We start from the raw sequence: 16,461 nt of genomic DNA, 5'->3' as shown, positions 1-16,461 counted from the left end.
CTATGCAATTGACCTTAATAAATTTCTCTGCTAAGCATTCCTTGAAATGTTTGATTCAAAAAGTTATCGATTTTATCCCACTAAAACTATGCTTAAATCTACAATATATCCTTCTTAAAAGATTGGAAGGAGTTATTCCACAACACGTATATCTACCTTTTGTAGATGAATTGTATGCTGCATTGTTAAGAGAAAATCGACAAAATATATTTCAGAAATATCGAGTTGCTAAAGATCTTTTAGTTAATATCGGTTCAGGTACTACAGGTAAGCCAGGCTGGGTTAATGTAGATTTATTTGCTGCACCTGGAGTAAATTGCGTGTACGATTGTCGGAGAAGTTTGCCATTTGCGAATAATTCGGTTCAAGGAATTTTTACCGAACATTTTTTTGAGCATATTGATTACGTAGAAGAAGTTCCTGATTTCTTAGCTGAGTGTTACCGCGTTCTGCAACCAGGAGGAGTTTTGCGCATAATAGTTCCAGATATTGAAAAGTACCTAAAAGCATATTGTCAACCAGGTTGGGAAGCATTAAGTAAAGTTAGACCCCTCGATCGCGATCGCACCGATTTCTACTTTCATCACAAATATAATACTAAAATCGAGCTTATCAATTTCGTCTTTCGTCAGGGATACGAACACAAATACGCATATGATTTTGCAACGCTAGAGTTTCTCCTCTATAAATATGGTTTTTCTAAAGTACAAAAGCAAGAATTTGGTAAGTCAATGATGGATAAGTTATGTCTTGACCAACAAATTAGAGCTTCTGAAAGTCTTTATGTAGAAGCTGTAAAGTAATCGTCTAGTTTAGACTTTGATAGATACGTAGAGTCCATTGCTCTCCGAAGTAAGTCATTGGTGCTGAAGCATAAATCAAAGCATGTTCTTGCACAATCCAACGATCGACAAGTGGGTTGTAATCCCGATACCTTTGATAGCCTTCGCGCAACCAAAAGAAAGGAACATCAACATAAACAATTAACTGTGGTGGATTTGTTCTCATTCTTGCCAAAAACTCGCGTTCAGCTGCAGCGTTTGGTAATACTCCTGGAATAAAAATTGTTTCTTTACTCGGCGTACTTGTTGTGGTGAGAAAGTTTAAAATACTTCCTTCAGGAATGACTAATACTGACTGTGCGTTGGCGGCGTTAATTGTTGCGATCGCTTGATTATATGCTGTGGCTAATTCAGCATCTTTAATATAAAGAGTTCCTTTATCCGAAGAAATAGGATAACGATATTGAGTAAACTGTGCTAGATGAATAATTCCACTAATTATTAAACAAATAATGATATATTTAGCAATCGGAAGTTGACTTGTTCGCGCCCAATGATAAAGCAAAGTAAAAAAGAGGATAACTGCAGTAAATGCATATAAAGGATAAAAATTAATGTAAAACAAAAAGCGCGCATTCAGCACAATAGAAAAAATTAGTAAAGCCCACAGTAGCGGCGCATAATGCTGCCTAATCTTAGTCCACTGAACCGCGAACCAAGCAACGAAAGCTGGTAACAACCAAGTTAGATTTCCTATAGGATGAAACACAGCATCAGTACAGCAGACAAATCGCCGTAGTAACAGTAAACCCAAACCAAAAAATACGACTATTGTAAGTAGCTGAATTATGATTTTTAGATTTGTTAACTTGAAATACCAACGCGTCACAATGACACTAATCCACGCGCAGAAAACAACAATTAAGCAAACCTTATATACATTTAAGAGAGATCCAAGACGCAGTACAGTCAGACCTGACCATGCGATCGCTAAACTAGCAAGAAATGTTACTGGTTTTTGCCATTGATTCGGTTGTTGCTGATGAAGGTAATGCGCGATCGCTGTGGAAGTTATAACTATCAGAAGACCAACAGCAAAAAGAACAAAGCTCTTTTGCCACTCAATTAATGTTTTAGCTAGCGAGACATCAAATAATCCGCTTTCTGTCAATACCTGTGATTTAGCAACAGGAAATAAAGCCGCAAAAATATTTTCCCAAGATGCTTGTTTTGCCAATAAAGCTAGTGGAATAAAAGCACAAAGACCAGCAATGACTACAATGAGTAAGCTGTCACCTAGGCGCTTAGTTAAGTTTTGGCGAGTACAAATTATACCTATTAGCATTGTAGCAACAGCAGCAACGCCGTATTCTTGTTTGGCTAACCCTGCTAATCCAGAGGCGATCGCCGCAACGATTAACCAACGAACTTTTCCTGTTTTTCCGTAATTATCGAGTGCAATAAATGCCAATAAGCAAAGCACAATCGCGTAAACAACTCCATAGCTATAGGGAACAACAAAGTTAAGCAAACCTCCAGGATTAAAAGCACAATAAATGAGTACATACAAGGTACAAAGCATTGCCCAACGTTGGTTAGTTAAGCGCTTTGCTAGCGTATAAACCAAAAGTGTTGCTATCAGTGCTAGCAGTAAGCCCGCGATATAGAAAACTTCAATACGATGTCCCAGTAATAGTGCTATAGCATTAATGTAGTACGCTAGCGGACCGTAGTAAGTTTCGACGTCGCGATACAGCACTTGTCCTGCTAAAATCCGCGCTGGAATCTCCACTTCATGTCCAGTATCCCAAATGGGATCTGCTAATTTGCCCCAACTCATTACTGCAAATAAGCTGAAGCTCGCTAATATCGTGACAAGTGACGGTTCAAACTTTAAAGTACGCTTAACTAGCGTTTTACCTGCAACCATCTTGACAGCAGGGTAGCTCATTTATTATCTCCAATTCTATAAATCTGCTCGATCAAACAAACTGTTAGTGCTTTTGTCAACAGATTTTTATCAACGTGCTATCTGTGACATTTTCTAAAAAGTAGATTAATTTACTTACGCTTTTGATTTTATTGTTGTATCATACATACAAAGTTAGGTTTTTCGCAACTTGTTGAGATTTATTTTTTCTAAATCAGCTAGCATGCGAGTTTAGGTGATTCAGCTTGCAAAAATGAGTTTTGTAAGTATGACATTTATATCAAAACTATATATACATCAAGCATGTCTTTTTTTGATGAAAGATTAATTTCTCATAACAATACTTCTAACTTTCTATCGAGCTAGCTTTATGTCTACTAATACAAACAAAGCAACACTGCAATAACAACATACTGTACTAAAATTATATTTTCAATGGATAATAATTCCCCAACCTTTTTAATTGCTCAAGCACCCAATAATCAGACAATCTTTACAACGCAATCGCCAAGCATTCCCAATGTCTCTGATGGCGTTCCTTACGAATTGGGTATGAGGTTTCGCAGTGCCAAAGCAGGTCGAATTATTGCGATTCGCTACTGGAAGGCAGCAAGCGAACCAGGTTCTCACATTGGTAGAATCTGGTCAACAAATGGCACTATTTTGGCGAGTGTTACTTTCACGAATGAAACGACTTCTGGTTGGCAACAGGCGACGTTAAGCACTCCTTTATTGATTCAAGCCAACACTACCTATGTCGTTACGGTCAATGTCAATAGCTACTTTGCGATCAGTTACGATCAACTAGCAAACTCAATTGTTAATGGAGATCTGAGCTCGGTTGCAGGGAACAATGGCGTGTATGGCGTTCCAGGGGCGCTACCACAAAACTCTTTTCGTAATAGTAATTACTTTCGCGATATTGTCTTTGTTGCAAACGTCCCGCCTACTATTACGATTGTTAGTGGTAACAATCAAAACGGTAATGCAGGAGCCGCTTTACCAGAGCCTTTAGTCGTACAAGTAAAAGACACAACTGGCAATCCACAAGCAGGGGTAACAGTAACTTTTGCCGTGACGGCTGGAGGAGGTTCGGTCTCGCCTACGACGGCGATAACAAATGCCAATGGTCAAGCCAGTACGACTTTGACACTAGGACCTGCAGCAGACACTGTAAATACAGTCAAAGCAACAGCACCAAACATTGGTGAAGTGACCTTTTCGGCGAGAAGTAATGCTACGGTAAGCAATCCGATTGTCTTAGAAAACCAAAAACCAGGAACGACAGCATGGAAAATTACCAATCAAGGAACAACCGAGATTGTTGGCTACGCAACAGCAACGAGCGTTAATCGCGGTCAATCTTTACCAATTAAAGTATCATTGCAACAACCAGGGCAATTTAGAGTAGATGTTTATCGCTTAGGTTACTACGGCGGTACAGGTGGTCGTCTCATGGTTAGCAGTGGTGCGCTTAATGGTACCACTCAACCAGCACCGACAATGACCGATTCAGCGACAAGATTAGTTGAATGTGATTGGTCAACCTCATATACAATTCCCGTGGGCAGTGACTGGACGAGTGGATTGTATACAGCTAAACTAACGCACCTTGGAAACGGAAAACAATCGCAGATTTGGTTCGTTGTCCGTAACGACAGCAGTACTTCTGATATTCTCTTTCAAAGCAGTTTTACAACTTACTTAGCGTACAATAACTACGGCGGTTACAGTACCTATGCTTACCACAGTATTGGCGGTCAAAAAGCAGCAAAAGTCTCTTTAGATCGACCGCTGTCGATGACAAATATTGAATGGCATCACTATAACTTAATGACGCTATGGGAACGAAACATGGCGCGATGGTTAGAGTCACAAGGTTATGATGTTTCTTACGTAACTAATTTAGACATTCAAACAAATCCCAGCATCTTACAGCAACACAAGGTTTTTCTTTCCGTAGGTCATGATGAATACTGGACAATGGAACAGCGCAACGCGGTCGAACAAGCACGTAATGCTGGAGTCAATTTAGCCTTTTTCTCGGCAAATACTGCTTACTGGCGAGTGCGATTTGAGAACTCTAGCAGTGGAGTTACTAACCGTGTTATGGTTTGCTATAAAGATCAATGGGCGCAAGATCCTGTTGCACCAACTAACAAGTTTCGCAGTCCACAAAATAATAAACCCGAAAATGCATTGCTTGGAGTTATGTATACAGGCGATCGCGATGACCTCTACTTTACTTGGGGCGATATTAACGGGACGACAAACACTTACGGTGGATATGATTTCATTGTAACTAACAGCAATAACCCCTACTACGCGAATACAGGATTGCAAAACGGCGATCGCCTCACTGGATTAGTTGGCTTTGAGTGGGATGCAATCGCGAACAATGGCGCAACTCCCAATGGGTTAGTCATTCTCGGTCAATCGCAAGTAAATCCTGCCAATATAGACGAAGATTTACCACAAGGAACAAATACACAAGTTTCTCACGCTGTGCGTTACACCGCTGCGAGTGGTGCTAAAGTCTTTTCCACCGGGTCGAATCAATGGATGTGGGGATTAGATAGCGATCGCATCAATCCATCCAAAGAAGATCTTCGCGTTAAGCAAATTGCTGTCAATATCTTTGCCGATATGGGAGCGAAACCCTTAACTCCTGACCCCAATATTATTGTTCCTTAATTAAATTAAACAACACGAGTTTATGACATTGAGAATTCGACGCCGTCGTTTTGGACAAATTGCGATCGCAACAGCTGCAACCACTGCTTTAAGTGGCTTTGCCCAAAGAGCATTTGCGCAACGTGGAGGACCAATCCTTTATGGGGTGACGTTAGATTCCACCGGAGAAAACTTAATTATACAAGCACTGAATTTAGCCACTGGCAATATTTTACCAATAAATATCCAACGCCGTATTGAACCTGGCGAGCGTATTAGTGCGTTCACTGCTATATCTGGGAGATTTGCGATCGCCACAGGTCCGAGAATGGCACTACCAGGTAGAAGACTTGGACGACGCAGCCGGATCATTTCTTCTACGACCGAAGAGATACCCGAACCGCAAGGCTTAGACAACGATGCTGCTTTTGAAAGTTTACTTAACACCAACGATAATAACCTGCTAAGTATTATCAGTCTCAATCAAGGAACGCCACCATTTCGATTTGCTAATGTGGATCGTCGATCTGGTCGAGTAAATTTTCTTTCTGATGTTGATTTACTACCCAATCGCCGCTACAGCAACCTCTGTCAATCGCCTAGAGGGACAACGTACGGGACATCCCTAGGTCCTGATACAGGTCCCGTTCTCGTTCAATTTGATTTTGCTAATCGCTCTATTATTACAGGTAAAGCCAGAATTCTTCCAATTGCGCCGCTCAGCTACAACAAAAACCTCCTAGTCAATGATGTCGCAGACCTAGCGCTATCTCCTTCTAATCAATTATTTGCCCTTGCCGATCCTACCTACGAAGGAACTAACTCGCTGTTTATCGTCAACACCCAAACTGGAGAAATGACCTTTTTACGAAAATTTGCCGTGCAGAAAATTACTTTTACTCGGTAAGTCAGCAGGTGAAATAATTGACTACTCCCTAAGTTACTAGGAATTTTATGAAATGCAAACACAACCTTTAAAAACTCAAATTGCCACAAATACGATAGATAGACAATCTGTCAGTATTATCATTCCCTGCTTCAACGAGTCAGAAGGTATCGCATCTCTCAGTACAAAGCTCATACCAGTTTGGCGTCAGCTAAGTTTAGCGAGAGAAACTGAACTCATCTTTATTGATGATGGCAGTACCGATGATACATTTATCCAAATTCAACGTTACTTTGGCGAACAAGTACAAATTATTCGTCATCAGCAAAATAAAGGTCTGAGCGCTGCAATTCAAACTGGGTTTATGTACTCGCAAGGCGACATCATTTGTACAATAGATAGCGATTGCACTTACGAACCACAACAACTTATTCCCTTATTAAACTTAATCAATTTAGCAGACATTGCAACTGCTTCGCCCTATCATCCACAAGGATCGGTCAAAAATGTTCCTGCTTGGCGGCTATTCTTAAGTAAAGGATTATCGCAAATCTATCGGCTAGTTTTACCACAAAAACTCTATACATACACAAGTATGTTTCGCGCTTATCGTCGCGAAGTTTTAGAAAGAATACCAATTACGCATCCTGGGTTTCTTGGCTTAGTCGAAGTTTTAGTTGAAGCAATGCTTCGTGGCTATACAGTCGCCGAGTATCCTACAGAACTTCAAAGTCGGGTTTTTGGACACTCCAAGTTACGTGTCATTAGGGTTGTCTTCAGTCACCTTAAGTACTTAAGTCGATTAATCAAACGTAGATTTACGAACCAAATTCAACAAAAAGTATTCGTTTACAAATAATCTCATCTGTTTATTTATGAAAATAGTCACAATTCTGGGGGCTAGACCACAATTTATCAAAGCATCAGTTGTCAGCTGCGCCTTTCAGAATGCTGGAATTGAGGAAATTATCATCCACACCGGACAGCACTTTGACCGTACAATGTCTGATATTTTTTTTCAAGACTTAGATTTACCTCAACCGAAATACCATTTAAACATCCATAGCTTAAATCATGGGGCAATGACAGGTCGCATGATGGAGAAGATCGAAGAAATCTTATTGCAAATCAAGCCCGATTGGGTTTGCGTTTATGGCGACACCAATTCGACGATCGCTGGTGCTTTGGTTGCAGCGAAGCTACAAATTCCCATTTCCCATATTGAAGCAGGACTGCGCAGCTATAACAGGGAAATGCCCGAAGAAATCAATCGCGTTGTTACCGATCGTCTTTCGCAACTGCTATTTGCACCAACACCTTTAGCCGTACAGTGTCTTGCCAAAGAAGGAATCTTTCAAGGAGTACATCTTGTTGGCGATGTGATGATGGATGCAATATTAACGTATCTTACTAAAGCCCAGCAGACATCACAAATTTTAGAGAAACTTGATTTGGTTAACCAAAAGTTTTATTTAGCAACGATTCATCGACCGAGTAACACCGATAACTGCGATCGCCTCCAAAATATTTTAGAAAATTTATCGCACCTCAACTATCCTGTTGTCTTTCCCATGCATCCGAGAACTTTAGCCAAAGTACAGCAGCAGGAAATGACACGTTATCTTGAAGCAATTCAAGTTATTCCACCAGTGAGTTATCTTGATATGTTGATCTTAGAAAAAAACTGTCAAGCTGTGCTCACCGATTCGGGAGGAATGCAAAAAGAAGCATACATTTTAGGACGTCCTTGCTTTACACTGAGAGATGAAACCGAGTGGCAAGAAACCGTAGAAGTCGGTTGGAATCATCTCGTCAAGCCTGAAAACTTATATCAGTCTCTAACTAATTTCAGCACGCCGATTCATGCGCCGCAACTCTACGGCGAAGGTGATGCAGCAATACGCATCGCTGATATCTTACTTGCTGCCTAAAGTTCAACTATGACAAATGCACTGAACATTTGTGCAAAATTTTCACAATTGCATGCTAGTAGATGTATCATCTGCCTTAATTGAGTTTCACTACGAGGCACTCGATGCGAGCTCCAATTCAAATGGAATGGTATTAGTGGCAAAAATGAACTTGTAGCTATGTTGTTCGTTAAGTGACTTGCCACTTCTACATCAAAATATATGTAGCCAAAACTATAAATCTAGTAATACGGTAAAATTACGGAATCTCTTTTATTGTTCCGTATTTATTCTATAGTTTTAAGTAAAAACACGCTTGAATGCAAGATACAGCAAAGTTACATTGCTGTCGTCACTGATTATTTCTAAAAATACCAAAAATGTTGAAATCTATCTTTGTTTTGAGTTAAGTAGCAAAAAAGTATTTAGCGCACTTGTAGTTAGAACTTTAGCTCAAAAAAGCTAAAGACCGACTGTTAATTACTTGTTAATGCTAATAATTAGCCCTCAATTTCCTTGATTCTTTGCACATTTATAAGTAGGTTTTAGCTGTAGCCAACTCAGCGAAAAACTTGCTATTTATTTGATTTCTCTTGAAGACTGCGTCAAGAGAAAGTAATGTTTGCATTTTTTTCTGCAAGCTATTGCGCAAGCAAAGGAATATAAAAAAATATTGATTTCAATCTACAACGTGATTATTAAAAATAATAATTTGTATGCTTATTTTGAAACCTGCACTTTATATCTTAGCAGCATTAGCTATTAGTAACTTAGGTCAAGTAGCATATGCTAGCCCTAGTGTTGAGTTGCCAGATTCTCATACGATTAGAGATTTGAATGCACGAGATAACGCGACTTCGTTCAAGGTCAACACTGCGCATTTATTACAGCAGCAAGCAGCACAAGACAGTTCCACAAAAACTAATAGTTACAATATCGCGCAAGCAATAACGTTTCCAGATATTCAAAACAATTGGGCACAAAGTTTTATTGAAGCTTTAGCCGCACGGAATGTGATTAGCGGTTTTCCCGATGGAACTTTTCGCCCTAATGCACCCGTGACGCGCGCGCAGTTCGCCGCGATGATTAGTAAAGCGTTTCCGCTAACACAGCAACGCGAAGCGATCGCCTTCAATGACGTACCTCCATTCTACTGGGCAAGTGATGCGATTCAAGCTGCGTACCGATCGGGGTTTCTTGCAGGATATCCGAATAATATCTTTCTTCCTGAGCAAAACATTCCCCGTGCGCAAGCGCTAGTCTCGCTCGCTAGTGGATTGAACTTAACAGCAAGCGATATCGCGATTCTAGATAACTTCCAGGATGCTGCGGATATTCCTGATTTTGCCCGCAATGCGATCGCTGCTGCAACCGAAAATCGGATAGTCGTTAACTACCCTAACCTAGCAACGCTCAATCCCAATCAAGTTGCGACACGTGCGGATGTTGCGGCGTTTATTTATCAAGCTTTAGTCCGTAACGGTACAGTACCTCCTCTAGAACCAACCGATGTGGCAAATCAGTTTATTGTAGGTTACGAAACCATTGCTACAGCCCCAGAACCTGCAACACCGCCCGCAGAACAAGAAGTCGCGCAGTTACGCGAACAGTTTCGCATTGAACCACCCACAATCGTCGATACGATTAGACCCACAGTACCCGGTGGTGGATCGACTGTTGGTTCGCCTACCGCGTTTGGTGCTGATTGGGGTGATGCGTTCTTAGGTGCAAGTTTTCAATCACGAGCGCGAAATACCAGTCGCTCTGACGGTGGAGTTTCCTTTGGTTTTGGTTTAGGCGACGCGGAACGTGCTGTCGGGTTAGAAGTTGCGGTTTCGGTTGTCGATTTAATCGGCGATACATTTGAAGATGGTGGTGTCAGTTTTAAACTGCATCGCGTATTACCAAATAACTTTGGTGTCGCAATTGGTGTTGAAAATGCGACGACTTGGGGTTCTACCGATGGTGGTAGCAGTGTTTATGGTGTCGTTAGTAAGATTATTCCCTTGCGGGATGACCCTGCTGATCCTTTAAGTAAGCTGACTTTATCTTTAGGACTAGGTGGCGGTCGTTTCCGCTCAGAAAGCGATGTCCAAGCTGGTAACGAAACCGTCAATATCTTTGGTAGCGTTGGGTTACAAGCTTTAGAGCGAGTCACACTCATTGCCGATTGGACAGGTCAAGACTTAAACTTGGGTGCTTCGATCGTTCCTTTCAACTTCCCATTAGTTATTACTCCGGCGATCGCTGATGTTACAGGAAATGCAGGTGACGGGGCCAGATTTATTCTTGGTGTCGGCTACGCGATTTCTTTTTAGCAAGCTTTATAAAACAAGTACTGATGAGATTTGAACTATGAACAATATTCTAAAAAAGCTATCTATTGGTTTAGCATTAGGAACTTCCTTATTCGTTTTTGCAACACCTGCTCAAGCACAGGTCGGCAATGCTTCTGACGTGACAGGTGCAATTATTACAACAGGCGATATTGCAGGTGGTGCTTTTGCTCCTATTCCAAGAGGTGGTTCGAGAGCGTTCCTCTCTAGCGCTGCACTTGCTCTTGCCCTCAGACAAGCGATCGGCATCATCAGCGCTCAATTAGCACAAGGAACATTACCAGTTGCCGTTCCTGGGGTTGCTATTGCAAGTATTCCTGTCACGGTACAGCAAACTTTGTTAGCACTACTTACAGGAACAGGCGATTCAGATGCTTTAGAAAGTGCGATCGCATCCTTAGTTGACGACCCCGCCTTAGCAGCAGAACTTATCGGGGCTCTCCAAGGATTAATTGCTAACGGTACAGCATCTCCAGCAAACTTGTTAGCAGCAGTACAAGCCTACAACGCGGTTATCGATGCAAGTGGCGCAGCTTTGGGCAATCCACCACCAGAACTTGTTGCTGTGCAATCAGTGTTAACTGCGCTCGTAACTGCAACTTCCACTGCACAATAACAACTATTGTTCACTCTATAAATAGCAATGACAGAGGCATAATACGTGCCTCTATTTTTTTAGGCGATCGCATTTATCAAAACACCCCATCTAGAAGTCGAGTTTGCATTAGGTAGGCGATCGCACGTATTGATCGAGAAGCGATCGCAATTATCATGACGCAATACAAATAAGTTGAATTTTGTATGACTACACTATGCGATCGTACGGATGAATGTATAAAGTGGTGGAAAGCGATCGCATTTATTAAGTTGAACTTGTCACCTCGAATGTAGTACTTATACGTGGAGTACAACAACAGAATCTTAAAACGACCTATAGACCTTTGAACTTGGTACCGTAAATTTACTGAATAAACTAGTTCCAATCAAAAAAAATATAAAAATATATCAGTAAAAACTCGCTTGGTTACTCAACTTATACGGCGTTAAATTACCTTTGTAATTAATCCTTTAAAGCTCCTTTTATATTACATGCTTGAAGGCAACAAAATCATATCACTGAGGCGAGTAACTAAATTTATCAAGATTTTAGATAAAGTTACGCCAGGAGCATCGCGAAGTTTGGGATGGGAGATTCTAATTACAGCTTTATCATTTCCTGCTTCGATAGTACTTAACCGAGCTTTAGGTGCTGAAGACAGAGGCTTATTAGCATCTGTTATTCTAATTCCTAGTACTATTTTTGCTCTAGGTAGCTGTCAATGGAATCGGCTTTTAGTAGGTTTAATCACTTCTAAACAAATATCTGGTAGAGAAGCTTGGCGTAGAACAAATTATTATACAATTTTGCTTTCAATTATATTTATTCCTATTGGTATTTTTAGCAGTCTTATGTATGTAAAGCTTCCCTTGGAGGCTCGTATAATAAGTGCAATTTATTGTGCCAAATTTCCTATACATTTTCTGTGTGAATGTTTAGCTGCTACTTACAATGCTACAGGTAGTATTGATGGTAGATATGCTATGCGAATGAGTTTAAGCTTAAGTTACTTGTTTTTATTATTTGCTTTTGTTTTTTCCGACTCTCTCTCTGTAAGCTCAGCAGTATTTATTTATTTTATTATTCATGTAGTATCACTTATTTTTGGTTTAATCAAAAAAAATAAGCTTCTTTACGGAGACACAATACAAACAAGACCGCCTTTAACTATAATTAAAAGAGGTTTTATTCCATTTTCTTTGGAAACTTTTAGTAGCAAGTTAGATATCTGGGCTTTTTCACTTTTTGGTACATTAATAACACTAGGCTATTACACAGGAATTACTGCCATGATGTTACCTGTGGGGCTTGTATCACAAGCTCTTACAGTGAGTAGCACGGCACGTTTAGACTGGAAGCAACCAACTTTAGTCCATCGTTACATGGTTAAAACGTTAATAGTATTTGTAATTGTATTAGCTGGATTAGCTTTAGGAGGGACACTAATAGGCTCTGACTTATTAAATTTATTTTTAGGAAAAAGCTTTAAAGATGGAGAGTGGATGATTCCTTGGATAGCTGTAATTGTGGTTAGTAACGCAGCAGCAACTCAATTTCACTCAGCATTACAGCTTTCTGGTTTACAGAATTCTTATTTGCTTATTCAAACTATGGAACCAGTAGTACGATTAGCAATCGTTTTAGGTTTGGGTTGGTGGTTTTCTGAGATAGGAATTTTATATGGTATGGCGATTGCATCTACTTTAAAGGCTGGAATTTGCTTTTGGGTTCACCACAAAACAAAACTTGACGTAGCTTCAACAGTTGGTAATTAATTAGTGTAATTTTCGCAAAAAAAACATAAAAAAATAATTTATGCAAACTAAAACTAGTTGCTTTTTAAATTCTTTTACTAAGCGTTTACTTTCTCAAGGTATTGCTTGCCCATCGTGTTGTTATACTTCAGCTAAAATAATTGCGAAAAAATTCATGGTTACAGATTTAAGACGTTGTGAAAACTGTAATTTACTTTTCCGTACTCCTACTACTACGGAGGAAGAAAGTATAGAGTTTTATCAAAATACTTACAAACAAGGTTTTACAACTGATTTGCCATCTGATATTCAGCTTCAAGATTTGCTTAATAAAAAGTTAGTCAATACTGAAAAAGATTACAGTAAGTGGATAAAAATTCTAGATTTACTTGGTGGAGTTCCTCAGCAAAGACTTTTAGATTACGGTTGTTCATGGGGATATGGTTCTTGGCAGTTTAGAGAGGCTGGTTACGGAGTTACGGCTTTTGAGATTTCTAAACCTAGATGTCTGTATGCTAAGGAAAAGCTAGGGATAGATGCTAAAAACTCATTATCTGAAATACAGGGAGAGTTCGATATTATCTTTTCTCCTCATGTTATTGAGCATCTACCGTCAGTGTCTAACTATCTTACTTTTGCTAAGAATCATTTACATCCTGGTGGAATATTAGACACAGTTTGTCCAAATGGATCAGAAAAGTTTAGAGATTTAAATCTAAAGAATTACTCTAAGTTTTGGGGGTTAGTTCATCTTCAACTACCTGATGAGAAATTCCATACCAAATACTTTGGAGAAACAAACCTACTTATTACTTCAGAACCTTATAATTTGTCTTTATTCCGTAATTGGGATAAGAGTTCTCTTTGTTTAGGAGATTTGACTGGCTCAGAACTACTTTCTGTTTGGGCAAAGCCAGAAAAAGAATCATAGTTAATTCACTATAGTATTTTAACTTTGGTTCTTAACTTAGTAAATGCTTGTATTATTTAATACATAAAAATTGTTTTTAACATGTCAAATAGTAGGGTATTAGTAGCACAACTTGGTGCAAGAAGACATTATCAACAACCTATTCTTTTTCATCAATGGGGTGTTTTAGATAGTTTTTATACGGATTTTTATGTAGGTAAAACTTGGCTTACTGCTCTCTTAAAACACACTGCAATATACAATCAGTTACCTAATACCCTTAAAAAGGGACTTGACCGATATACTCCAGAACTAGACACGGCACAGATTATTCATTTTCCTACATTCGGATATCAATATGCCCAAGCATGGAGAAAAGCTTCTTCCGAAGAAAAATCACGTCTTTCTATAAAAGTAGGTAAAGAATTTTGTCAGAAAATTATTCAAAAAGGATTAGGTAATGCAAATGTTGTTTATGGATTTAATGGAGCATCTCTAGAGCTATTTGAGTATGCTAAAGCAAGAGGTATCCGCTGTATACTGGATCAAACAGTTGCAGAAAGATCGCTAATTTATAAACTTCTTTTACAAGAAGAGAAGGATTGGCCAAACTGGTCTTTATCACCTTTTACAGTCAATAAGTCTGATATAGAATTGGTGCAGCGGGAGCAGCATGAGCAAGACTTAGCTGATCACATCATTTGTGGCTCTAGTTTTGTTAAAGATTCCTTAATAGCTAGAGGAGTTAACGCTGACAAAGTTTCTGTAGTGCCCCTTGGACGCTGTAAAGATAAACAGATGCAATCGTATGATGTTACTTATAAATCACAGAACCAGCAAAATGGTGAATTAAAAATTTTATTTGCAGGAACAGTTGAACTGCGTAAAGGAATTCCTTATCTACTAAAAGCTTTAAGAGAACTGCAAGGAAAAATTTCTTTTACCTGTAAAGTTGCAGGTTCTTTACAAATTAAACCTCAACGTATTGCTGAATATAGTGACATTTGTAGTTTTCTAGGTGTAGTACCTCGTTCACAGATGTCAGAATTGTATGCTTGGGCAGATGTATTTGTACTACCTTCTATTTGCGAAGGTTCAGCTATGGTAACTTATGAGGCAATGAATTGGAAACTACCTATAGTTACAACCCCTAATGCTGGCTCTATTGTTAGAAACAACATTGACGGTTTTGTTGTTCCGGTTAAAAACCCCTCATCTATTGCTAATAAGTTACTAGAAGTTTATACACATAAGATAAATGAAGAGCAGAAAAATAGTACCGATTTATATCAAAAACAGATATTTCATAGCTCTGAGCTTAAACTTAGGCAAGCCCTTGTAGAAAACTAGTAAAAATATACACTATAAGTAAATGACAGAAATACTACTATATATATTTTTTCTTTTGTGTGCAAGTCTCATATTTTGGGGATTTAGTAATAAAAACAAAGTTTATCAATACCCATTTTTTATGGGTTTTACTTTTACTACATTTATACTACCTCAAGCAATTGCATTGGTCGATTATCCTGGTGCTGCTCCTGAACGATCTATTAAGCAAGTTTTATTTATGGCTTGCTTATGTATTTTTATGTGCTGGTTAGGATATAAAGTACCTATACCATCTTCATGGTTGCAAAAACCTGTAATACATCTAAATTTTAAACGCTTAAAAATGGGAGCTGCCGTATATGTTGGTATTGGTTTATTTTTCTGGAGCTTAGTTTACAGTCGCCCAGAAGCAGCTTCATTAAATCAACATTGGTCAGGTATTATTACAATTTATATTTTTTTAGCTCAATTATTAAATATTGGATTTACGATTCTTTTATTAGAAACTATTAAGAAACCTACACGAGCTAATATATTATTATTGACTATAGCAGTTTTCATGCCTTTATATCGTGCTTTTTTTGCTGGTAGAAGAACAAGTCTAAGCTTTATTTTTTTTAGTGTAGCTTTGTCAGTTTACTTTGTCCGTAAAAGATGCATTCCAAGAGTTTTTTTTGTTTTTGCTATATTTGCTGCAACTTTAGTGTTATTTAATATTGCACAATATCGAAGTTTTTTAATGACTGGTGATTGGGATTTGCTAAGGCAAATAAACCCTATAGAGAACCTACACTCATTAATTAATCAAAATGGAAAAAGTACGACCTTGGAACTAAGAAATGCTGCTTTACTTATAGATAGTGTGAATCAAAATAGTCAGTACGAGTTTGGTACTGGCTATTGGGATACTATAGTGTTTAGATGGCTTCCTGCTCAGTTCCTTGGTTCAGATTTTAAAGAGAGCTTAAAATTTAATTTTGGTATAAACCATCAATCTGCATGGTATGAACTTTATGGATACAAATATCCTACAGGTTCAACTACTACTGGTATAGGTGATTCTTTTGCCCAGTTTGATTATTTTGGTTCTTTAGTGTTTGGAATCATCGCATTTTTTTTCAAATATCTTTGGCACAGATCTTTATACAGACAAGATTATGTTGCTCAAATAGCATACATATTGCTTATTACAAGTGCCATGACTGCAATAACTCATGGTACTGCAAACTTCATTCCAGAACTACTTTATTATATTCTGTTCTTGTTACCTTTGTTATTATGGTCACGTGAGAATAGAAAGCTATCAAATTCATCCTCTATTTTTTAACTTTCAAAAGATATTTTTGTATA

Annotated in this window: 12 protein-coding genes; 11 read left to right on the top strand and 1 reads right to left on the bottom strand. The window is 38.7% G+C overall.

Features of this window, described 5'->3' with window-relative positions; translation table 11 throughout:
• Positions 1–122 precede the first annotated feature (122 nt).
• Positions 123–803: a methyltransferase domain-containing protein gene (locus tag B1A85_RS13920; protein WP_168192404.1), complete on the top strand. Its 681-nt coding sequence runs from the start codon at positions 123–125 to the stop codon at positions 801–803.
• 4 nt (positions 804–807) lie between these two features.
• On the opposite strand, the gene B1A85_RS13915 is transcribed toward B1A85_RS13920, so the two are convergent.
• A complete protein-coding gene (locus tag B1A85_RS13915; protein ID WP_104547505.1) occupies positions 808–2,733 on the bottom strand; it encodes a glycosyltransferase family 39 protein in 1,926 nt (641 codons plus the stop codon).
• Between the two features lie 414 nt (positions 2,734–3,147).
• Here B1A85_RS13915 and B1A85_RS13910 point away from each other — a divergent pair, with 414 nt between their 5' ends.
• The 10 genes from B1A85_RS13910 (at position 3,148) to B1A85_RS13865 (ending at position 16,438) form a co-directional block, all read left to right on the top strand.
• Positions 3,148–5,406, top strand: a complete 2,259-nt coding sequence (locus B1A85_RS13910; RefSeq protein ID WP_104547504.1) for a N,N-dimethylformamidase beta subunit family domain-containing protein — start codon at positions 3,148–3,150, stop codon at positions 5,404–5,406.
• Between the two features lie 22 nt (positions 5,407–5,428).
• A complete protein-coding gene (locus B1A85_RS13905) occupies positions 5,429–6,292 on the top strand; it encodes a hypothetical protein (RefSeq protein ID WP_104547503.1) in 864 nt (287 codons plus the stop codon).
• A 52-nt stretch (positions 6,293–6,344) separates the two neighbouring features.
• On the top strand, positions 6,345–7,130 hold the full coding sequence (locus B1A85_RS13900) for a glycosyltransferase family 2 protein (protein WP_104547502.1): 786 nt from the start codon (positions 6,345–6,347) through the stop codon (positions 7,128–7,130).
• Positions 7,131–7,146: 16 nt separating this feature from the next.
• Entirely contained in the window at positions 7,147–8,202 is a 1,056-nt protein-coding gene (wecB, locus tag B1A85_RS13895; protein WP_104547501.1) for a non-hydrolyzing UDP-N-acetylglucosamine 2-epimerase, read from the top strand.
• A gap of 695 nt (positions 8,203–8,897) precedes the next feature.
• On the top strand, positions 8,898–10,499 hold the full coding sequence (locus B1A85_RS13890; RefSeq protein ID WP_104547500.1) for an S-layer homology domain-containing protein: 1,602 nt from the start codon (positions 8,898–8,900) through the stop codon (positions 10,497–10,499).
• A gap of 37 nt (positions 10,500–10,536) precedes the next feature.
• Entirely contained in the window at positions 10,537–11,133 is a 597-nt protein-coding gene (locus B1A85_RS13885; protein WP_104547499.1) for a hypothetical protein, read from the top strand.
• 473 nt (positions 11,134–11,606) lie between these two features.
• Complete coding sequence (locus B1A85_RS13880) at positions 11,607–12,890, top strand: lipopolysaccharide biosynthesis protein (RefSeq protein WP_104547498.1); 1,284 nt, start codon at positions 11,607–11,609, stop codon at positions 12,888–12,890.
• Positions 12,891–12,930: 40 nt separating this feature from the next.
• Entirely contained in the window at positions 12,931–13,800 is an 870-nt protein-coding gene (locus B1A85_RS13875) for a bifunctional 2-polyprenyl-6-hydroxyphenol methylase/3-demethylubiquinol 3-O-methyltransferase UbiG (RefSeq protein ID WP_104547497.1), read from the top strand.
• 81 nt (positions 13,801–13,881) lie between these two features.
• Positions 13,882–15,129, top strand: a complete 1,248-nt coding sequence (locus tag B1A85_RS13870) for a glycosyltransferase family 4 protein (RefSeq protein WP_104547496.1) — start codon at positions 13,882–13,884, stop codon at positions 15,127–15,129.
• Positions 15,130–15,151: 22 nt separating this feature from the next.
• On the top strand, positions 15,152–16,438 hold the full coding sequence (locus B1A85_RS13865) for a hypothetical protein (RefSeq protein ID WP_146087179.1): 1,287 nt from the start codon (positions 15,152–15,154) through the stop codon (positions 16,436–16,438).
• Positions 16,439–16,461 lie beyond the last annotated feature (23 nt).

The organism is Chroococcidiopsis sp. TS-821 (assembly GCF_002939305.1).
GTDB lineage: Bacteria > Cyanobacteriota > Cyanobacteriia > Cyanobacteriales > Chroococcidiopsidaceae > Chroogloeocystis.
This window is presented reverse-complemented; position numbering and strand designations above follow the sequence as displayed.

Coding starts and splice junctions, on each gene's coding strand:
- B1A85_RS13875 (WP_104547497.1), top strand. CDS start 12,931: ATGCAAACTAAAACTAGTTGCTTTTTAAATTCTTTTACTAAGCGTTTA.
- B1A85_RS13900 (WP_104547502.1), top strand. CDS start 6,345: ATGCAAACACAACCTTTAAAAACTCAAATTGCCACAAATACGATAGAT.
- B1A85_RS13890 (WP_104547500.1), top strand. CDS start 8,898: ATGCTTATTTTGAAACCTGCACTTTATATCTTAGCAGCATTAGCTATT.
- B1A85_RS13865 (WP_146087179.1), top strand. CDS start 15,152: ATGACAGAAATACTACTATATATATTTTTTCTTTTGTGTGCAAGTCTC.
- B1A85_RS13910 (WP_104547504.1), top strand. CDS start 3,148: ATGGATAATAATTCCCCAACCTTTTTAATTGCTCAAGCACCCAATAAT.
- B1A85_RS13915 (WP_104547505.1), bottom strand. CDS start 2,733: ATGAGCTACCCTGCTGTCAAGATGGTTGCAGGTAAAACGCTAGTTAAG.
- B1A85_RS13905 (WP_104547503.1), top strand. CDS start 5,429: ATGACATTGAGAATTCGACGCCGTCGTTTTGGACAAATTGCGATCGCA.
- B1A85_RS13870 (WP_104547496.1), top strand. CDS start 13,882: ATGTCAAATAGTAGGGTATTAGTAGCACAACTTGGTGCAAGAAGACAT.
- B1A85_RS13885 (WP_104547499.1), top strand. CDS start 10,537: ATGAACAATATTCTAAAAAAGCTATCTATTGGTTTAGCATTAGGAACT.
- B1A85_RS13880 (WP_104547498.1), top strand. CDS start 11,607: ATGCTTGAAGGCAACAAAATCATATCACTGAGGCGAGTAACTAAATTT.
- wecB (WP_104547501.1), top strand. CDS start 7,147: ATGAAAATAGTCACAATTCTGGGGGCTAGACCACAATTTATCAAAGCA.